Genomic DNA, 18,497 nt, shown 5'->3' on the forward strand with positions numbered 1-18,497 from the left:
TGCCAAAACCTTTGAGAAAGGTTTTGGCGTGCGGTCAGCGGACGGATTCGATCGGGCCTTCGGCGGAGCCGGTGATGAATTGTTCGAGATAGGGATCGCCGGAATTGTCCATCCGGGCCACGGGGCCGGTCCAGCGGATCTTGCCGCCGTGGAGCATGGCGACGTTGTCGGCGATGGCGCGCACGGAAGTCATGTCGTGGGTGATGGTCATGGCGGTCGCGCCCATCTCGACCACGATCTCGCGGATCAGTTCGTTGATGACGCCGGACATGATCGGGTCGAGGCCGGTGGTGGGCTCGTCGAAGAAGATGATCTCGGGTTCGGCGCAAATGGCGCGGGCCAGTCCAACGCGTTTTTGCATCCCGCCCGAGAGTTCGGCGGGGTACTTGTCGGCCTGCTCGGGGGTGAGGCCGACGCGGCGCAGTTTCTCGATAGCGATCTCGCGCGCCTCCGCCCAGGGGCGTTTCAGCGAGCCGCGCAGCAGGCGGAAGGCGACGTTCTGCCAGACGGGCAGCGAGTCGAAGAGGGCGCCGCCCTGGAACAGCATCCCGAAGCGGGCGAGGAAGGCGTCGCGGTCGCCCTTGGTGACGTCCTGGCCGTCGAGGGTGATCAGGCCGCTGTCATGCTGGATGAGGCCGAGGATGCATTTCAGGACCACGGATTTGCCGGTGCCCGAGCCGCCGATGATGACCATCGACGTGCCCTTGGGGATCGACAGGTTCACGCCGCGCAGGACGTGGTTGTCGCCGAAGGACTTATGCACATCCGAAAGCTCGATCATACCGAGAAGAACACCCCCGTCAGCAGGAAGTTGGCGGCGAGGATGAGGATGGCGGCGGCCTGGACCGAGCCCTTGGTGGCGCGGCCCACGCCCTGTGCGCCACGGCCCGAGTTCATGCCGTAATAGCAGCCCATGACGGCGGCGATGACGCCGAAGACCGCGCCTTTGACGAGGGACGAGATGATGTCGAGCGGTTCGAGAAAGTTGACGGTGTTCTGGATATAGGTGGCGGCGTTGAAGCCGAGGTTCTGCACGCCCACGGTGTAGCCGCCGAGGATGCCGATGATGTCGCCCACGCCGACCAGCAGCGGCACGGTAATGAGGGCGGCCAGCACGCGGGGGGCGACGAGGTATTTCATCGGGTGGGTCGAGAGGGTGACAAGCGCGTCGATCTGCTCGGTCACTTTCATGGTGGCGATCTCGGCGGCGATCGAGGAGGTCACGCGGGCGGCGATCATAAGGCCGACGAGCACCGGGCCAAGCTCGCGCACCATGCCGATGGCGACGATCTGGGGCACCACGGCCTCGGCGTTGAAGCGCGCGCCGCCGGAATAGATTTGCAAGGCAAGCGCGCCGCCGGTGAAGATCGCCGTGAGTCCCACCACGGGCAGTGACAGCCAGCCCACCTGCATCAGCGCGTTGAACACCTCGCGCGGGTAGTAGGGCGGGCGCAGGATGTGGCTGAAGGTCGAGAGGGCGAAGAGCGTGATCCGCCCCAGCATCGCAAGTGCTGCCAGCGTGTTGCGCCCGAGCGCGGCGAGGGGTGACAGGATCAGGGTCATCCGCCGGTATAGAGCCGGTCGTAGCGGGCGCCCATCGCGGTCAGGATTTCGTAGCCGATGGTGCCGGCATTGTCGGCGAGGTCGTCGACGGTCTGATCTTCGCCCAGGATGCGCAGCCACTTGGGATCATGGCCCAGCTCCGTGATGTCGACCGAGATCGAATCCATCGAGATGCGGCCCGCCACCGGGCAGGGCGTGTCGTCGGCGTAGAGCACGGTCTTGGGGCCCATGATGCGGTGGAGGCCGTCGCCATAGCCCGAGGAGACGGTGGCGATGCGGGTTTCGCGCGTCGCGGTGAAGGTGTTGCCATAGCCGACGGTCTCGCCCGGTTCCAGGTAACGCGTCTGGATCACCGGCAGGTCGAGCGTGACCACGGGGCGGGCCCCCTCGAAGGGCAGACCGCCGTAGAGACCGATGCCGGGGCGGCACATGTCGAAGTGATAGTCCGGTCCCAGGAGCATACCACCCGTCTGGGCGAAACAGCGCGGCACGCCGGTGCCGTCTGTCATTTCCCTGAAGCAGGCAAGCTGTTGCGCGTTCATCGGGTGGTCGGGCTCGTCGGCGCAGGCGAGGTGCGAGATCAGCAGCACGGGGCTCGCCGCCAGTACCGTGTCGCGCACCGCGGCCCATTCGGCGGATTCCATCCCCAGACGGTTCATGCCGCTGTCGAGCTGGATGCCGAACGGGTGGGCGGGCAGCGCCTCGAGGTGGCGGATCAGCTGATCGGTCGAGTTCAGCATCGGCGTGAGGTTCAGATCCGAAATCATGTCGGTGTCGCCGGCCATGTGGCCCGAGAAGACGTGGATGTCCGGCTTGGGGCCGAGCGCCTGGCGCAGCGCGACGCCTTCCTTGGGGACCGCCACGAAGAAGGTTCGGGCGCCGGCGCGGGCCAGCGCGCGGGCGATGCGATCCATGCCGAGGCCGTAGCCGTCGGCCTTGACCACTGCGGCGGTTTCCACCTCGGTCTGCGCGTCGAGCGCGCGCCAGTTGGCGACGAGCGCGTCGAGGTCGATGGTAAGCTTGCCGGTACTACTCATGGGCCGTGGTTTTGACCGGATGGGACAGGGGGTCAAGCCCAAAGGCGGGCATGACGCCGGCTCAGAACTCGCCGCCGTCCTGCTGCCACGGTTTGACGAGGTTGCCGAAGCGGGTGAACTGGCCTTCGAAGCTGAGCTCGACGGTGCCGATGGGACCGTGACGCTGCTTGCCGATGATGACCTCGGCGCGGCCGTGCAGGCGCTCCATGCGTTCCTGCCAGGCGGCGATCTCTTCCAACTTGTCGTCGGAGGGTTTTTCGCGCTCGGCGTAGTATTCCTCGCGGAAGACGAACATCACCACGTCGGCGTCCTGTTCGATCGAGCCGGATTCGCGCAGGTCGGAAAGCTGCGGGCGCTTGTCCTCGCGGCTTTCGACCTGGCGCGAGAGCTGCGACAGGGCGATGACGGGGATGTCGAGCTCCTTGGCGATGGCCTTGAGGCCTTGGGTGATCTCGGAGACCTCGTTGACGCGGCTGTCCTTCGCAGACGCGGGGCGCACGAGCTGAAGGTAGTCGACGATCAGAACGTCCAGGCCATGGGTGCGCTTCAGCCGGCGGGCCCGCGCGGCCAGCTGCGAGATGGGCAGGGCGGGCGTGTCGTCGATGTAGAGCGGGCAGGATTCGAGGGTCTTGGCGGCCTCGACGAAGCGGCGGAACTCGGTCTCGGTCATGTCGCCGCGGCGGATCTGCTCGGAGGGCACCTCGGCGGCCTCGGAGAGTACGCGGGCGGCGAGCTGCTCGGCGCTCATCTCGAGCGAATAAAAGCCGACGACGCCGCCTTCGACCGCGCCTTCGGAGCCGTCGGGCAGCGTGCCGCGATTGTAGGCCTTGGCGATGTTGAAGGCGATGTTGGTCGCCAGCGACGTCTTGCCCATCGAGGGGCGGCCGGCGAGGATGAGAAGGTCGGACTTGTGCAGGCCGCCCAGTTTCTTGTCCATGTCGATGAGGCCGGTGGAGATGCCGGCAAGGCCGCCGTCGCGCTGGTAGGCGGCGTTGGCCACATTAACAGCGTCGGTTACGGCCCTGAGAAAGCTTTGAAATCCGGTCTCGGACTGGCCCTGTTCGGACAATTTGTAGAGCTTCTGTTCGGCCTCGACGATCTGGTCGCGGGGTTCCAGGTCGACCTCGGCGCGCTGGGCCTTTCCGGCGATGTCGTGGCCAAGCCCGATCAGCTCGCGGCGGATCGCCATGTCATAGATCATCTGCGCGTAGTCGCGCGCGGCGAAGGCCGAGATCGCGGCGCCGGCGAGGCGGGCGAGATAGGCGGGACCGCCCAGCTCCTTCAGGCCCTCGTCGTCTTCAAGGAAGGTCTTGAGCGTCACCGGCGACGCCAGGTTGCCCTTGGCGATGCGGGCGGCGGCGGTCTCGTAGATGCGGGCGTGGACGGGGTCGTAGAAATGCTGCGGCCCGATCAGGTTGGCGACCCGGTCGTAGATGTCGTTGTTGGTCAGGATCGCGCCCAGAAGCTGCTGTTCGGCCTCGGTGGAATGCGGCAGGGCATCCGGTGCCGGCGCGTCCTGTACGGCCGGTGTGCCGGACGCGTTGATGGTCGCAACTTCGTTCATTTCTTCCCCCGTACTGCTCTGGTTCCGGGTTGCGGCGCGATGGCCCCGATCGCGCTCTGCCCCAGTAGGGCGGTTTCTTAGCGAGGCGGCCTGCGCGGTGGCAACTTGTATCTTTGTGTGGATACTCTGTGGATATCCTCACCCTACAATATTTTGCATCCCAGAGGACCCCAACGTCAAGATTTCGTTGTCGTGCGATGCGAGAGGCACGCTAACGTTGCGTCATCACAACGTTAAAAAAATTTCACGAACGGGGTTGCCCGGGGGGACGCCGCCGGCGACTCGGGGTCGCCTAGCTGCGGGCGGCCTGCCAGGCGCGCGGATCGTCGAGAAACGATTCGACCCCGTCGAGCGTGGACGCGTCGAAGCTGCCCTGGGCGCGGGCCTCTGCCAGCACATCGCGCCAGGTGCAGAGGTAATGCAGTGCCACGCCGTGGTCGCCCAGGGTCTTCTCGGTCTCGGGGAAGATGCCGTAGTAGAAGATGACGGCGGTGTGCCCGCAGCTGGCGCCGGTGTCGCGGATGGCGTCGACGAAGCTGAGCTTGGAGCCGCCATCGGTGGTCAGGTCCTCGACCAGCAGAACGCGGTCGCCCTCGGTCATGGCGCCCTCGATCCGGGCGTTGCGGCCATAGCCCTTGGGTTTCTTGCGCACGTAGGTCATCGGCAGAGCCATGCGTTCGGCCACCAGCGCGGCGAAGGGGATGCCCGCGGTCTCGCCGCCGGCGATGTTGGTGAAAGCCTCGAAGCCCGCGTTGCGCATCACGGTGACGGTCAGGAAATCCATCAGCGTGGACCGGATGCGCGGGAAGGAGATGAGCTTGCGGCAGTCGATATAGGTCGGGCTGGGCAGGCCCGAGGCTAGCGTGAAGGGCTCGTCGGCGTTGAAATGGACTGCCTCGATCTCCAGCAGCATCCGGGCGGTGAGGCGGGCGATCTCGGCTTGGTCGGGGTAGGTCGAAGGGATCATGCGGGCGGTCCTTGGTGGCAGGTGTCGGAGCCTCCGGCGGGGATATTTGGGGCCAGAGGAAGAATCAGGTGACGCGCCAGTGCAGCGGCATCTGGGGATCGAAGACGGTGACGGGGCCGTCGCCGGTGTCGATGCTTGGCGGATAGGCGACCGGGTCGCCCCTGGTGAGCGTGATCGTGTCGGTGCTGACGGGCAGGCCGTAGAAGGCGGGGCCATGTTCCGAGGCGAAGCCGGCGAGGCGGTCGAGGGCGCCTTCCTGCTCGAACACCTCGGCCAGGATCGAGAGCGTGTTGGTGGCGGTGAAGCAGCCCGCACAGCCGCAGGCCGTTTCCTTGGCCGCGTCGACATGGGGAGCCGAGTCCGTGCCGAGAAAGAAGCGGGCGTCGCCGGAGGTCGCGGCGGCGCGGAGCGCGAGGCGGTGTTCCTCGCGCTTGGCCACGGGCAGGCAGTAGTAATGCGGTTTGATGCCGCCCACGAGGAGGTGGTTGCGGTTGAGGACGAGATGGTGCGTGGTGATGGTGGCGCCGAGATTTTCAGGGTTCGATTTGACGTAGTCCACGCCTTGCCGCGTGGTGATGTGTTCCATCACGACGCGCAGGCCGGGTGTGGCGCGGCGCAGCGGGTCGAGCACGCGGTCGATGAACACCGCCTCGCGGTCGAAGATGTCGATCTCGGGATCGGTGACCTCGCCGTGCACGCAGAGCGGCATGCCGATTTCGGCCATGCGTTCCAGCACCGGACGCACGCGGTCGAAGTCGCGCACGCCGGAGGCGGAGTTGGTCGTGGCGCCCGCCGGGTAGAGCTTGAGCGCTGTCACCAGGCCCGACGCGTGGGCGGCGGCCACGTTAGCCGGATCGGTGTTCTCGGTGAGGTAGAGCGTCATAAGCGGGGTGAAGTCCATCCCCTCCGGGAGCGCCGCCAGGATCAGATCCCGGTAGGCGGCGGCCTCGGCCCCGGTCACGACCGGCGGCACGAGGTTGGGCATGACGATGGCGCGTCCGAAATGACGTGCGGTTTCGGGCAGGACCGCGCGCAGCACCGCGCCGTCGCGCAGGTGCAGGTGCCAGTCATCGGGGCGGGGGATGGTCAGCGTCCGGCTCATGGCCGAAGGCCTTACAACAGCGCGCGCGCCTGTGCCAGAGCCTCAGTCGATTTCGCGGGGCGGCATGGCCACGCCCTGTTCCTCGGCCTTGGCGTAGGCGGCGCGGATCGCGCGGCGAAACCGCGGACCCGGCGTTTCGCGCATCACGGCCTGCGCCAGCCGCGCGGTGTGGTAGAGACGTCCGTCGTCTTCGAGCCGGGCCAGGATGGACTTGAGGTAGGGCACGTCCGTCCGGCGGGCGCGGTAGAGCCGGGCGAGCGACGCGGTGTCGAGCTTGCCCGCGCTGAACCGGGCGATGATGCGCAGAAGGATGTTCATGCGTATCAGGCTGCGGTCCAGCCGCGGACCCATGAAGCGCATCCGGAAGCGCATGACGTTGGCGCGGGCGAAGAGCGCCGCATGCATGGCGTCCTCCTCGATTTCCGGATCGTAGAGGATGACGGCGCGGTCGGCCGCGTCGAGCATGTCGGGGGCATAGCCGTAGCGGCTGGTGAAATCGAGCCGGCGGCGACGGCGGAACCGTTCGTCCCATTCGGTCATGCGCGGGTCGAGCGTGGCCTGCGGCTGGATCGCCAGCACCCTGGCGCCGGGGGCCGCGACCGAGAAGGCGGCGGCGGCATAGCCCGCGGGGCCGGCGCCGTAAAAGATCACCTGGTCGAACTCCTCGAAGAAGCCGTCATCGACGAGCCGGTCGAAATAGCCGTAGACGCGGCCTTCGCGGAACCAGCTGTCGGTCTTGCTGGCGAGGCAGAGATGCGACCATCCGAGCGCGCGCGCCAACTCCCAGCCCATCGGCCGGGCCTCGGGGGAGACCACGCGCAGGCTGGCGAAGGATTCGAAGGTCACCAGGAGGGTCGGCTTGTGCTCGATGAAGATCGCGGCATGGTCCGCCCCCAGCCGCTCGACATAGCCATCGGCATCGGCCACGTCGTCCAGCCGGTCCAGCCAGTCCTCCCAGTCCAGCCCGGACAGGGACGCCTCCAGCGCCTTGGGGGTATCTGCGCACATGCTCGATCCTCAATACTCGAAAAGCCCCGCTTCGCACGGGTGATTGATCGGCAAGCTAGGCAGCAAAAACGGCGAAACTTTGGAGAATTGGTGGGGTTTCTTGGGGGGCGGCAACGTACGGCGCGACTGGCGCGGCCCTTGACGGCGCGACAAACCCGTGCAGTTCTGCGGCGAAAGGGAGCCGCGATGACCGATCTGACATCCATAGACGACGTGCAGGCCATGCTGGCCCGGGAGGGCTATGTCTGCGGGCGCGGCCTGGGGACGGTGGTGTTCCTGGGGCTGCGCCTGGGCCGGCCCCTGTTCCTGGAGGGCGAGGCCGGCGTCGGCAAGACCGAGATCGCCAAGGCGCTGGCCGCCGGGCTGGGGCGGCGGTTGATCCGCCTGCAATGCTACGAGGGGCTGGATGCGTCGAGCGCGGTCTACGAGTGGAATTTCGCCGAGCAGATGATCGCCATTCGCGCCGCGGAGGCTACCGGCGGTGTCGACCGCGACAGGCTGACCGACGAGCTCTTCACCGAGGAGTTCCTGATCGAGCGGCCGCTCCTGCAGGCGATGCGCCCGCAGGAGGGCGGCGCGCCGGTGCTCTTGATCGACGAGCTGGACCGGACCGACGCGCCGTTCGAGGCGTTCCTGCTGGAGGCGCTGAGCGATTTCCAGGTGACGATCCCCGAGCTGGGAACGATCGCGGCGCCCGAGCCGCCCATCGTCGTGCTGACCTCGAACCGCACGCGCGAAGTGCATGACGCGTTGAAGCGGCGGTGCCTGTATCACTGGGTCGACTACCCGACTTTCGACCGCGAGATCGAGATCCTGCAGGCCCGCGCGCCCGAGGCCGCCGAGACCCTCAGCCGCGAGGTGGTGGCCTTTGTCCAGAAATTGCGCACCGAGGACCTGTTCAAGAAACCGGGCGTGGCCGAGACCATCGACTGGGCCAAGTGCCTCCTGGCGCTGGACGTGATCAGCCTCAGCCCCGAGGTGATCGCCGACACGCTGGGCGCGATCCTGAAATACCAGGACGATATCCAGAAATTGCAGGGCTCCGAGGCCAAGCGCATCCTCGACGAGGCCAAGGCGGGGCTGGAGCCGGCGTGACCCTTCCTCTGGCCTTAAATATCCCGGGGGTTTGGGGGCTGGCCCCCAATCCAACCTGTGTTTGGGGGCTGGCCCCCAATGGAACCGGCATTCGGTGCCGCCGCGCCCGCGCCCGTGCCGGTGCCTGATGGCATACCCCGACCTCGACCTGCCGGAGAATCCCAGGCTCGGCCACAACATCACCCATTTCGCCCGGGCCCTGCGCAAGGCCGGGGTGCCGGTGGGGCCGGGGCGGGTGATCGACGCGATCCGGGCGGTCGAGGCGGCGGGGTTCACCTCGCGGTCCGATTTCTTCTACGCGCTGAGGGCCTGTTTCGTCAGCCGTCCCGAGCATCGCGCGGTCTTTGCCCAGATCTTTCGGCTTTACTGGCGCGACCCGCGCTACATGGAGCACATGATGGCGATGATGCTGCCCGCCATTCGCGGCGTGCAGGAGGACCGCACGGCGCAGGCGGCCGAAAAACGCGCGGCCGAGGCGCTGCTGGACGGGATCGACCCGGACCTCCCCGAGGCCGAGCCGCAAGGGAATGACGAAGAGACGCAGATCGAGATCGACGCGTCGCTGACCATGAGCCGCGACGAGCGGCTGAAGACCCTCGATTTCGAACAGATGAGCACCGCCGAGATCGCGCAGGCCAAGCGCATGCTGGCAAGGCTGAGCCTGCCGGTGAAGCCCTTTGCCTCGCGCCGGGGGATGCCCAGCCACACCGGCCACCGGGTCGACGCGCGCAAGACGCTTCGCGCGGCGATGCGGCGCGGCGGCGAGATGCGCCGCATCCACCTGCAGAAACCGCGCCCGCGCTGGCCGAACCTGGTGGTGCTGTGCGATATTTCCGGCTCGATGAGCCAGTACAGCCGGATGGTCCTGCATTTCCTTCATGCCGTGGCCAACCAGAAGGGGGCGGGCTGGGCCAAGGTACATGCCTTCACCTTCGGGACGCGGCTGACCAACATCACGCGCCACCTGGACACGCGCGACGTCGATGCCGCGCTGGCCGCCGCCGGTGCCGAGGCGCAGGATTGGGAAGGCGGCACCCGGATCGGGGACTGCCTGCACCAGTTCAACCGCGACTGGTCGCGTCGGGTGATGGGGCAGGGCGCGGTCGTGCTGCTGATCACCGACGGGCTGGACCGGGACGGGACCGCGGACCTGGGCCGCGAGATGCAGCGCCTGCACCTGTCGGCGCGGCGGCTGATCTGGCTGAACCCGCTGCTGCGCTGGGACGGGTTCGCGCCCAAGGCGGCGGGAATCAGGGCCATGCTGCCCCATGTCGACGCGTTTCGCGCCGGTCATTCCATCGCCACGCTGGAAGATCTTGCCGCCGTCATCAGCCGGCGCGAGGATGCCGGCGAGAAAACGCGCCTCATGCAACAGCTGTGAGCCCGGGCCGATCGGCGGCGCCATGCCGATTTTACGCCCCGGTGTCGGGAACCCCCCATGCACCCCCAACGTTAGGAAGGGTAGCCACGCAAGCGCGGGGCATCCGAATTCTGGGAGAGAGACATGCGTAGACTGACCCTGACATCGACGACCGCGGCCCTCGCTTTGGCGATCGGCCAGACTGCACCGCTGCCACTGGCGGCTGAAACGGCGTTGCAGGAGGCGCAGGACGGAACGTATCGCACCGCGCAAGCCGATGTCGACACGACCGAGCCGAATGGCGACGAGTCGGTGCTGTCGCAGGCAGCCGAGGAGGTCGAAAACGCCGCCGAGGCTGCCGAAGCCGAGGGCGAGGCCGCTGCAGAGGCTGCTGAAGCCGAGGCAGCCCAGGCCGCGCAGGCCGCCGAAGAGCAGGCCGAAGCAGAGCAGCAAGCCGCCGAGGCCGAAGCGCAGGCCGAAGCGGATGCCGCCGCTCAAGCCGAAGCGGATGCCGCGGCGCAGGCCGAAGCGGACGCCGCTGCGCAAGCCGAAGCAGATGCCGCGGCGCAAGCGGAAGCGGACGCCGCCGCGCAAGCCGAGGCCGATGCGGCAGAGGCAGAGGCCGAGCAGGCTGCGGAGTCGACGGCTGAGAGCGTCGAAGAAGATGCGCAGCAGCTGGAGCAGGCGCTCGAGGCCGAGCAGGCCGAGGCCGAAGCGCAGTCAGAAGCGGAGGCAACAGCCGAGACCGAGGCAGAGGCAGAAGTGCAGGCCGACGGGTCTGCCGATACCGCCGAGCCCACCGAGGCTGAGGCCAACGAGCCCGAGACAAACGAGGCCGAAGCCGCCGCGCAGGCCGAGGCAGGCGCCGAGACGGAGGATGCCTCCGAGACCGCCGAGCCGGATGCAACCGAGTTGGAGCAGGCGCTTGAGGCCGAGCAGGCGGGGAGCGAAGCCGGAGCCGAGGCCGAGGACAGCGCCGACCCTGGCGACGCTGCCGACGCGGCGGGGCAGGATGCAACCGAGCTGGAGCAGGCGCTTGAAGCGGAACAGACCGATACCGACACGGCTGCCGGCAGCGAAGAACAGACGGGTCAAGAACAGACCGGCGAAGAACAGACAGCGGACCAGGCCGCCACCGAGCAGCCCGAGCCGCAGATCGACGAAGACCCGGTCGAACAGGCAGAGGCACAGGCCCAAGCCGCGGCCCAGGTCGAGGAGCAGGCCGCTGACGTGGCTGCTGCCAGTGACGATGCCGAAGCCGTGAACAGCGAAGAGGTGACGCTGACCGACGAGAACACACGGTCCTCGGACGAGGAGTTCGAGACGACGGTGGGCGGCAATGCGCAGACCGAGGCCAACACCCAGAACGCGCCCGCCGCAGGCACCCCTGTGACCAGCGACGACCGCGACGAGAACCTGCGCAATATCCTGACCGCCGCGGCCGCCATCGGCTTGGGCGCATATACGATCGGGCAGGTGACAGATGACGGCGGTACGGTCGTGTCCAACAGCGGCGACCGCGTCGTGGTCGAGCGCGACGGGCGGTATCGCATCATCAAGGATGACGACGCGCTTCTGCGCCGTCCGGGCAGCGACGTGCGGGTCCAGACCTTCGACGATGGCTCGACCCGCAGCACCGTGACGGCCCAGGACGGCAGTCAGACCATCACCGTGCGGGCTGCGGACGGCCGCGTTCTGCGCCGCACGCAGGTTTACCCGAACGGAGACCAGGTGGTGCTGTTCGATGACACGCGCCAGGTCGAGGCGGTGAACGTGCAGCAATTGTCGGACACCCGCGCGCAGGAATATGAATATGCCAACGCGTCGGAAGACGAGTTGCGCCAGGCCATCCTGGCCACGCGGGATACGCCGACCGCGCGCCGCTTTTCGCTGAACCAGGTGCGCTTCGTGGACGCCGTGCGCCACCAGGTGCCGGTGATCGCGCTGGATACGGTGAACTTCGAGACCGGCAGCGCCGTCATCCGGCCGGAAGAGGCCAAGGCGCTGTCGGTGCTGGGCAACGCCATGCGGGACTCCATCTCGGAGGATCCCCGCCAGGTGTTCCTGATCGAAGGTCACACCGACACGGTCGGCCCGGCCAGCATGAACCTGGCCCTGTCCGACCGCCGCGCTGAATCGGTGGCGCTGGCGCTGACCGAGTATTTCGACGTGCCGCCGGCGAACATGATCGTGCAGGGCTATGGCGAAGCCGACCTGAAGGTCCGCCAGGCCGGTGACATCCGCGAGAACCGCCGCGCGGCGGTCCGCAACATCACCGGGCTTCTGAACGACAGCTGAACGGTGTCGCCGGGGGACCGACGGGGCCGCCCTCCGCAGGATTGCGGGGGGCGTCCTCTTTTGTGCGCGGCGCCCGAGATTCATCGTACGAAGAATCTTGGGGCCACAGCTTGCCGAAATTGCGTTTGTGAAAGCGGTGCGCCCGGCCCATATTGACGCCATGTCCGACCGTTTCGACACCATTCCCGAAACCGCGCTGGCCTGGTTCGAGGCCGGCAAGGGCGCGGCCCTGGCCACTGTCGTCGAGACCTGGGGCAGCGCGCCCCGGCGCGTGGGCAGCCAGTTGGCCATCTCGGGGGAGGGCGAGATCGAGGGATCGGTCTCGGGCGGCTGCGTCGAGGGCGCGGTGGTCGCCGAGGCGCTGGACGCCATCGAGGCCGGCACGCCCGTGATGCTGGAATACGGCGTCAGCGACGGCGATGCCTTTGCCGTGGGGCTGGCCTGTGGCGGCACGATCCGGGTTCTGGTCGAGCCCGTGGGCAGCGTGATGCCGGTGGAGATCCTGAAGGACCTCGTGCTGGCGCGCGAGGCGAGGGTGCCGGTGGCCTATGTCACCGGAATGGACACCGAGCGCAGGCTGGTGCGCGAGGGCTTCGAGGACCGTTTTCGCGCCGACCGTTCGGGGTTCGAGGAGGATGGGACCACCTTTGTGGCGATCCACAATCCGCCCTTGCGGATGATCATCGTGGGGGCCGTGCACATTGCCCAGGCGCTGGTGCCGATGGCGCGGGTGGCCGGGTACGATCCGCTGTTGATCGACCCGCGCGAGAGCTTCGGCAGCGACACGCGCTTTCCCGGAGAGACGATACTGCACGACTGGCCCGACGAGGCCGTGGCCGCCTATGGCCTCGACGCGCGCACGGCATTGGTGCTACTGACCCACGATCCCAAGCTGGACGATCCGGCGCTGGAGGCGGCGTTGGCATCGGATGTCTTTTACATCGGGGCGCTGGGCTCGACCCGGACCCATGCGAGCCGCGTGGCGCGGCTGGAGGCGAAGGGCTTTGACGCGGGCCAGATCGCGCGCATCCATGGCCCGGTCGGGCTGGATATCGGTGCGGCGGGGCCGTCCGAGATTGCCGTGGCGATCCTGGCCGAAGTGACGCATGTGCTCAGGAAAGGCGGATGAAGTTCGGGCCGGTTCCGCTGGACCGGGCGGCGGGCGCGATCCTGGCGCATAGCGAGCACCTGCCGGACGGGCGGCTGCGCAAGGGGCAGGTGCTTGCGGAGGCGGATATCGCCCGGCTGCGTGCGGCGGGGCTGGAGAGCGTCGACGTGGCGGTTCTGGACGCGGGCGACGTGCACGAGGATGCCGCCGCCGCCCGGCTGGCCGAGGCGGTGCTGGACGGGGCCGCGGGCCTGTCGCTGAGCCGGGCGTTCACGGGGCGGGTCAACCTGGTGGCCGAGGCGCCCGGCGTGGTGGCGGTGGACGCGGCCAAGGTGACGGCGGCCAACCTGCTGGATCCGATGATCACGCTGGCCACCGTCGCGCCGTGGTTCCAGACCCATCCCGGCGGGATGGTGGCGACGGTCAAGATCATCTCTTACGGGGTGGCGTCCGAAGCGCTGGACCGCGCGGCGGAGGCGGCGCGGGGCGCGATCCGGCTGCACCGGCCGTGCTACGGCACCGCGAGCCTGATCGTCAGCGACACGGCCGACGGGCCGGGCCTGCGCGGGGTCGAGGCGATCCGCGCGCGGCTGGCGGGCCTGGGGATGCGCCTGAAACAGACGCTGAGCTGCCCGCACGAGGTGCCTGCACTTGCCGAGGCCATGGCGGCGGCCAACGGCGAGGTGGTCCTGGTGCTGACGGCCTCGGCCACGTCCGACGCGCGCGATACCGGCCCCGAGGCGCTGCGCCGCGCGGGCGGCACGGTGGCGCGGTTCGGCATTCCGGTCGATCCCGGGAACCTGCTGTTCACCGGACGGCTGGGAGAGCGGCCGGTGATCGGGTTGCCCAACAGCGCCCGGTCGCCGGTGCTGCACGGGGTGGACTGGGTGCTGGCGCGGATCGCCTGCGGCGTGCCGATCGGGGACGCGGATTTCGCGGCGATGGGCGTCGGTGGCCTGCTGAAGGAAATCCCGACGCGTCCGCAGCCGCGCCAGCGGAAACAGGCCGGGTAGGGACGCCGGGCAGGGGGCAGGGCCCGCCCGGCGCATGGGGTCAGCCGTCCAGGTGCGACAGCTTTTCGAGGATGCCGGTCCAGCCCCAGCGATGGCCTTCGCGCTGCTCTTCGCTGACGAAGCGGACCTGGGTCAGTTCAACGCGCGTGCCGCCCGGACCGGGGGTGAAGGTGATCGTCACCTCGCTGTCGTCGCGCGAGGCATGGCTTTCCCAGGTGAAGACCAGCCGGTTGGGCCGGTCGATTTCCCTGTAGGTTCCGGTGTGGGGCAAATCCTTGTCGCCGTTGCGCATGATGATCTCGAACCGCCCGCCCTCGATCGCGTCCGAGGACGCGCTGGGCACGACGGTTTCGCCGGGGCAGATGAAGCGTTTCATGGTGTCGGGGTCGAGCCAGGCGTCGAACAGGCGTTCGGGCGTGGCGTCGATCACGCGTTCGACGGTGAGCGTGAGGTCTTTTTCGGTGGCAGTCATGTGTCGGTCTCCTGTGTGAGCAGATGGTCGAGCGCCTCCAGCCGGAGGGCCCAGATCGAACGCAAGTCGCGGAACCAGCGGTCGACATGGGCCAGTTCCTCGACCCGCAATTCGATCAGGTGCTCGCGCCATTCGGTGCGGCGCGTGACCAGCCCCGCGCCTTCGAGCACCTTGATGTGCTTGGAGACGGAATTGAGGCTCATGTCGAAATGCGCGGCGATGTCGGTCACCCGGAGCGGTCCTTGCTGCGCCAGGAGCGTCAGGATGGACCGGCGGGTGGGGTCGCCTGCGGCCTTGAAAATATCGGTCAGTCGGTGCTGTGATTCTTGTTCAACCATAAGGGTGAATAACACGGCACGGGCTTTCAATCAACCGAATAGATGAATGATAGGGTGCGTCTGCTGCGGGCCGGGGCGAACCGCGCGCCGGCAGCACGTGCGCAAGTACGACGAAGGCAGGGGGGTGGCGCGACAGAAAGTGCCTTCTCAAGTGGGGGGCGGCGTGTTTAACTCCGGTCAGCCAATTAGAAAAGCCAATGGGAGGAGCCGATGGCACAGGTCAAGATGACCGTGAACGGCAAGCCTGCGTCCGGCGAGGTGGAAGGACGCACGCTACTTGTCGATTTTATCCGAGATACGCTGGGCCTGACGGGCACGCATGTGGGCTGCGACACCAGCCAGTGCGGCGCCTGCGTGGTGCATGTGGACGGCAAGGCGGTGAAGGCCTGCTCGATCTTCGCGGCCGAGGCCGAGGGCACGGAGGTGACCACGATCGAGGGGATGGCCGCGGATGACGGCACCATGACCCCGGTCCAGCAGGCGTTCCAAGAATTCCACGGGCTGCAATGCGGGTTCTGTACACCGGGGATGGTGATGTCGGCAGAGGCGCTCTTGAAGGACAACCCCAACCCGACCGAAGCAGAAGTGCGCGAGTACCTGAAGGGCAATATTTGTCGCTGCACCGGATACCACAACATCGTCAAGGCGATCCTGGCGGCATCCGGTCAGGACGTGTCAGGGATCGCTGCGGAGTAGACACGAATGCTGACCGGCCCGCCCAAGCTGCGCACATGCCTTTGGTTTCACGACCGCGCCAGGGAGGCGGCGGAGTTCTACGTGACTCTGTTGCCCGACAGCCGGATCGATGAGGCCAGCGAGGTCGATGGTGGCGTCGTGGTGGTTGAACTGACGCTGGCGAACGTGCCGTATCAGTTCCTGCAGGCGGGGCCGCATTTCACCCTGACGCCCGCGGCGTCGATCAGTGTTCTGACCGAGGATCAGGCCGAAACAGATCACCTGTGGGACAAGCTGAGCGACGGGGGCGAGGAAGGACTGTGCGGCTGGCTGACCGACCGGTTTGGCGTCAGCTGGCAGATCGTGCCGCGCCGGTTGCTGGAGTTGCAGGGCGGCCCCGATGCCGAGACGGTTCGGGCGGCCATGTTCAAGATGAAGAAGATCGAGATTGCGGCCCTGGAAGAGGCCGCAGCCTAAACAACAGGATCGGGCCTGTGCGCCCGCCAATATGGGAGGACTAACACATGCCCAAAGATGGTGGCATCGGCGCCAGTTCCAAGCGGCGCGAGGACGTACGGTTCCTGACGGGGGCCGGCAATTATACCGACGACATCAACCTGCGCGGACAGGCCTATGTGCATTTCCTGCGCTCGGACGTGGCGCATGGTACGCTGAACAGCGTGGACACCAGCGCCGCCGAAGGGATGCCCGGGGTGATCAAGGTCTTTACCGGCGCGGATTTCGCCGAGGTGGGGGGTATCCCCTGCGGCTGGCAGGTGACCGACCGGCATGGCGAGCCCATGCAGGAGCCGCCGCACCCGGTGCTGGCACAGGGCAAGGTGCGGCATGTGGGCGACCCCATCGCCGCCGTTGTGGCTGAAAGCCGCGAACAGGCGCGGGACGCCGCCGAGGCGATCGAATTGGATATCACCGACCTGCCCGCCGTGATGGACATGAAGGAGGCGCTGAAAGAGGGCGCCACCAAGGTGCATGACGACCTGACGAGCAACCTTTGCTATGACTGGGGCTTCGTCGAGGAGAACAAGGGCGCGGTCGAGGAGGCGATCCAGAACGCCGCGCATGTGACCACGCTGGAGCTGGTGAACAACCGGCTGGTGCCGAACGCGATGGAGCCGCGCGTGGCGGTCGGCGATTACAGCCGTTCGACCGACGACAGCACGCTTTACACCACGTCGCAGAACCCGCACGTCATTCGCCTGTTGATGGGCGCCTTCGTGCTGGGCATCCCCGAGCACAAGCTGCGGGTCGTGGCGCCCGACGTGGGCGGCGGTTTCGGATCGAAGATCTATCACTATGCGGAAGAGGCGTTCTGCACCTTCGCCGCGAAAAAGTTGAACCGGCCGGTGAAGTGGACCTGCTCGCGCTCGGAGGCTTTCATCAGTGACGCCCATGGCCGCGATCACGTGACCAAGATCGAACTGGCGCTGGATGCGGACAACAACTTTACCGCTGTGCGCACGGAAACCTATGCCAACATGGGGGCGTATCTGTCGACCTTCGCGCCGTCGATCCCGACGTGGCTGCACGGCACGCTGATGGCGGGCAATTACAAGACGCCCAATATCTACGTGAACGTGAAGGCGGTTTTTACCAACACCGTACCGGTGGACGCCTATCGCGGGGCCGGGCGGCCTGAGGCGACGTACCAGCTGGAGCGCGTCATCGACAAGGCGGCGCGTGAGCTGGGTGTGGACCCGATCGAGCTGCGCCGGCAGAATTTCATCACCGAGTTCCCGTATGCCACCCCGGTGGCGGTGGAATACGACACGGGCGATTACAACGCCACGATGGACAAGCTGCTGGAGATCATCGACAAGGACGGTTTCCAAAAGCGGCTGGAAGACAGCAAGGCCAAGGGCCGCCTGCGCGGGCTTGGCATCAACTGCTATATCGAGGCCTGCGGCATCGCGCCGTCGAACCTGGTGGGGCAGTTGGGCGCGCGGGCGGGCCTGTATGAATCGGCCACCGTGCGGGTGAACGCCACCGGCGGGATCACCGTGATGACCGGCAGCCACAGCCACGGGCAGGGGCATGAAACCTCGTTCGCGCAAGTGGTGGCCGACATGATCGGGATCGACGAATCGATGATCGAGATCGAACATGGCGACACGGCCAACACGCCGATGGGCATGGGCACCTATGGCTCGCGCTCCATCGCCGTGGGCGGCAGCGCCATGGTCAAGGCCACGGAAAAGATCATCGCCAAGGCCCGCAAGATCGCGGCGCACCTGATGGAGGCGTCGGAGGCCGATATCGAGCTGAAGGACGGCCAGTTCAGCGTTGCCGGCACGGACAAATCCGTGGCCTGGGGCGACGTGACGCTGGCGGCCTACGTGCCGCACAATTACCCGCTGGAAGAGATCGAGCCGGGGCTGGAGGAAACCGCGTTCTATGACCCGGCGAACTTTACCTACCCGTCGGGCGCCTATGCCTGCGAGGTCGAGGTCGATCCAGAGACCGGCAAGGTCACCATCGAACGCTTTGCCGCCGCCGACGATTTCGGCAATGTCATCAACCCGATGATCGTGTCGGGGCAGGTGCATGGCGGGCTGGCGCAGGGGATCGGGCAGGCGCTGCTGGAGCAGACCTCCTACGATGCCGACGGCCAGCTCTTGAGCGCGTCCTACATGGATTACGCCATGCCGCGCGCCGATGACGTGCCGTTTTACGATGTCGACCATTCCTGCCAGACGCCCTGCACGCACAACCCGCTGGGGGTGAAAGGCTGTGGCGAGGCTGGCGCGATCGGCAGTCCTCCTTCGGTGGTCAATGCCGTGGTGGATGCGCTGCAACGCGCTGGGCATGATGTGACGCATATCGACATGCCGCTGACGCCGTCGCGCGTCTGGCAGGCGATGCAAGGGTAAGGAGAGAGA

General features: G+C 67.2%; 17 protein-coding genes. 8 read left to right on the forward strand and 9 right to left on the reverse strand.

Going from position 1 to position 18,497, the window contains the following annotated elements; all coding sequences use genetic code 11:
- Positions 1–34: 34 nt before the first annotated feature.
- From FIU85_RS19475 to FIU85_RS19505, 7 genes are all read right to left on the reverse strand, one after another.
- The gene (locus FIU85_RS19475; protein ID WP_152492775.1) at positions 35–781 is read right to left on the reverse strand and encodes an ABC transporter ATP-binding protein; all 747 of its coding nucleotides are present in this window, start codon (positions 779–781) and stop codon (positions 35–37) included.
- Positions 778–1,563 carry an ABC transporter permease gene (locus FIU85_RS19480; protein ID WP_152498075.1) on the reverse strand — a complete coding sequence of 262 codons (786 nt, stop codon included), beginning with the start codon at positions 1,561–1,563 and terminating at the stop codon, positions 778–780. Before FIU85_RS19480 ends, FIU85_RS19475 begins: the two co-directional genes overlap by 4 nt.
- Positions 1,560–2,600, reverse strand: coding sequence for an alanine racemase (gene alr / locus FIU85_RS19485; RefSeq protein ID WP_152498076.1), 1,041 nt, complete (start codon positions 2,598–2,600; stop codon positions 1,560–1,562). Before alr ends, FIU85_RS19480 begins: the two co-directional genes overlap by 4 nt.
- A gap of 61 nt (positions 2,601–2,661) precedes the next feature.
- Complete coding sequence (locus FIU85_RS19490; protein ID WP_152492772.1) at positions 2,662–4,164, reverse strand: replicative DNA helicase; 1,503 nt, start codon at positions 4,162–4,164, stop codon at positions 2,662–2,664.
- Positions 4,165–4,456: 292 nt separating this feature from the next.
- Positions 4,457–5,131, reverse strand: a complete 675-nt coding sequence (locus FIU85_RS19495) for an orotate phosphoribosyltransferase (RefSeq protein ID WP_152498077.1) — start codon at positions 5,129–5,131, stop codon at positions 4,457–4,459.
- 64 nt (positions 5,132–5,195) lie between these two features.
- A complete protein-coding gene (gene pyrC, locus FIU85_RS19500) occupies positions 5,196–6,233 on the reverse strand; it encodes a dihydroorotase (RefSeq protein WP_152492770.1) in 1,038 nt (345 codons plus the stop codon).
- Between the two features lie 42 nt (positions 6,234–6,275).
- Entirely contained in the window at positions 6,276–7,241 is a 966-nt protein-coding gene (locus FIU85_RS19505) for a phosphoadenosine phosphosulfate reductase (protein WP_152498078.1), read from the reverse strand.
- 186 nt (positions 7,242–7,427) lie between these two features.
- Between FIU85_RS19505 and FIU85_RS19510 the strand changes: the two genes are divergently transcribed.
- The 5 genes from FIU85_RS19510 to FIU85_RS19530 all read left to right on the forward strand — a co-directional run bounded on the left by FIU85_RS19510 (position 7,428) and on the right by FIU85_RS19530 (position 14,115).
- Positions 7,428–8,336 (forward strand): MoxR family ATPase, encoded by a 909-nt coding sequence (locus FIU85_RS19510; RefSeq protein ID WP_152498079.1) that lies wholly within the window; start codon positions 7,428–7,430, stop codon positions 8,334–8,336.
- A gap of 127 nt (positions 8,337–8,463) precedes the next feature.
- Positions 8,464–9,717 carry a VWA domain-containing protein gene (locus FIU85_RS19515; RefSeq protein ID WP_152498080.1) on the forward strand — a complete coding sequence of 418 codons (1,254 nt, stop codon included), beginning with the start codon at positions 8,464–8,466 and terminating at the stop codon, positions 9,715–9,717.
- 123 nt (positions 9,718–9,840) lie between these two features.
- Positions 9,841–11,994, forward strand: a complete 2,154-nt coding sequence (locus tag FIU85_RS19520) for an OmpA family protein (RefSeq protein WP_152498081.1) — start codon at positions 9,841–9,843, stop codon at positions 11,992–11,994.
- Between the two features lie 160 nt (positions 11,995–12,154).
- Positions 12,155–13,123: an XdhC family protein gene (locus FIU85_RS19525; RefSeq protein ID WP_152498082.1), complete on the forward strand. Its 969-nt coding sequence runs from the start codon at positions 12,155–12,157 to the stop codon at positions 13,121–13,123.
- A complete protein-coding gene (locus FIU85_RS19530) occupies positions 13,120–14,115 on the forward strand; it encodes a molybdopterin-binding protein (RefSeq protein ID WP_152498083.1) in 996 nt (331 codons plus the stop codon). The genes FIU85_RS19525 and FIU85_RS19530 overlap by 4 nt, the downstream gene beginning before the upstream one ends.
- A 40-nt stretch (positions 14,116–14,155) precedes the next feature.
- Here the strand turns inward: FIU85_RS19530 and FIU85_RS19535 are convergent, their stop codons facing one another.
- The gene (locus tag FIU85_RS19535; protein ID WP_152498084.1) at positions 14,156–14,587 is read right to left on the reverse strand and encodes an SRPBCC domain-containing protein; all 432 of its coding nucleotides are present in this window, start codon (positions 14,585–14,587) and stop codon (positions 14,156–14,158) included.
- Positions 14,584–14,925, reverse strand: coding sequence for a helix-turn-helix transcriptional regulator (locus tag FIU85_RS19540; RefSeq protein ID WP_152498085.1), 342 nt, complete (start codon positions 14,923–14,925; stop codon positions 14,584–14,586). Before FIU85_RS19540 ends, FIU85_RS19535 begins: the two co-directional genes overlap by 4 nt.
- Before the next feature lie 210 nt (positions 14,926–15,135).
- Between FIU85_RS19540 and FIU85_RS19545 the strand changes: the two genes are divergently transcribed.
- From FIU85_RS19545 to FIU85_RS19555, 3 genes are read left to right on the forward strand one after another with little or no spacing between them, the layout of a single operon-like run.
- Complete coding sequence (locus FIU85_RS19545; RefSeq protein WP_152498086.1) at positions 15,136–15,621, forward strand: (2Fe-2S)-binding protein; 486 nt, start codon at positions 15,136–15,138, stop codon at positions 15,619–15,621.
- Between the two features lie 6 nt (positions 15,622–15,627).
- Complete coding sequence (locus tag FIU85_RS19550) at positions 15,628–16,077, forward strand: VOC family protein (protein WP_152498087.1); 450 nt, start codon at positions 15,628–15,630, stop codon at positions 16,075–16,077.
- A 47-nt stretch (positions 16,078–16,124) separates the two neighbouring features.
- Positions 16,125–18,488 (forward strand): xanthine dehydrogenase family protein molybdopterin-binding subunit, encoded by a 2,364-nt coding sequence (locus tag FIU85_RS19555; protein ID WP_152498088.1) that lies wholly within the window; start codon positions 16,125–16,127, stop codon positions 18,486–18,488.
- Positions 18,489–18,497 lie beyond the last annotated feature (9 nt).

This window comes from Roseovarius sp. THAF8 (genome assembly GCF_009363735.1).
Taxonomy (GTDB): Bacteria; Pseudomonadota; Alphaproteobacteria; order Rhodobacterales; family Rhodobacteraceae; genus Roseovarius.

What these genes read in the sequence shown, in the direction of transcription:
- FIU85_RS19520 (WP_152498081.1), top strand. Translation starts at nt 9,841, where the DNA reads ATGCGTAGACTGACCCTGACATCGACGACCGCGGCCCTCGCTTTGGCG.
- FIU85_RS19475 (WP_152492775.1), bottom strand. Translation starts at nt 781, where the DNA reads ATGATCGAGCTTTCGGATGTGCATAAGTCCTTCGGCGACAACCACGTC.
- pyrC (WP_152492770.1), bottom strand. Translation starts at nt 6,233, where the DNA reads ATGAGCCGGACGCTGACCATCCCCCGCCCCGATGACTGGCACCTGCAC.
- FIU85_RS19490 (WP_152492772.1), bottom strand. Translation starts at nt 4,164, where the DNA reads ATGAACGAAGTTGCGACCATCAACGCGTCCGGCACACCGGCCGTACAG.
- FIU85_RS19535 (WP_152498084.1), bottom strand. Translation starts at nt 14,587, where the DNA reads ATGACTGCCACCGAAAAAGACCTCACGCTCACCGTCGAACGCGTGATC.
- FIU85_RS19545 (WP_152498086.1), top strand. Translation starts at nt 15,136, where the DNA reads ATGGCACAGGTCAAGATGACCGTGAACGGCAAGCCTGCGTCCGGCGAG.
- FIU85_RS19515 (WP_152498080.1), top strand. Translation starts at nt 8,464, where the DNA reads ATGGCATACCCCGACCTCGACCTGCCGGAGAATCCCAGGCTCGGCCAC.
- FIU85_RS19555 (WP_152498088.1), top strand. Translation starts at nt 16,125, where the DNA reads ATGCCCAAAGATGGTGGCATCGGCGCCAGTTCCAAGCGGCGCGAGGAC.
- FIU85_RS19525 (WP_152498082.1), top strand. Translation starts at nt 12,155, where the DNA reads ATGTCCGACCGTTTCGACACCATTCCCGAAACCGCGCTGGCCTGGTTC.
- FIU85_RS19480 (WP_152498075.1), bottom strand. Translation starts at nt 1,563, where the DNA reads ATGACCCTGATCCTGTCACCCCTCGCCGCGCTCGGGCGCAACACGCTG.
- FIU85_RS19505 (WP_152498078.1), bottom strand. Translation starts at nt 7,241, where the DNA reads ATGTGCGCAGATACCCCCAAGGCGCTGGAGGCGTCCCTGTCCGGGCTG.
- FIU85_RS19510 (WP_152498079.1), top strand. Translation starts at nt 7,428, where the DNA reads ATGACCGATCTGACATCCATAGACGACGTGCAGGCCATGCTGGCCCGG.
- FIU85_RS19495 (WP_152498077.1), bottom strand. Translation starts at nt 5,131, where the DNA reads ATGATCCCTTCGACCTACCCCGACCAAGCCGAGATCGCCCGCCTCACC.
- FIU85_RS19540 (WP_152498085.1), bottom strand. Translation starts at nt 14,925, where the DNA reads ATGGTTGAACAAGAATCACAGCACCGACTGACCGATATTTTCAAGGCC.
- FIU85_RS19530 (WP_152498083.1), top strand. Translation starts at nt 13,120, where the DNA reads ATGAAGTTCGGGCCGGTTCCGCTGGACCGGGCGGCGGGCGCGATCCTG.
- FIU85_RS19550 (WP_152498087.1), top strand. Translation starts at nt 15,628, where the DNA reads ATGCTGACCGGCCCGCCCAAGCTGCGCACATGCCTTTGGTTTCACGAC.
- alr (WP_152498076.1), bottom strand. Translation starts at nt 2,600, where the DNA reads ATGAGTAGTACCGGCAAGCTTACCATCGACCTCGACGCGCTCGTCGCC.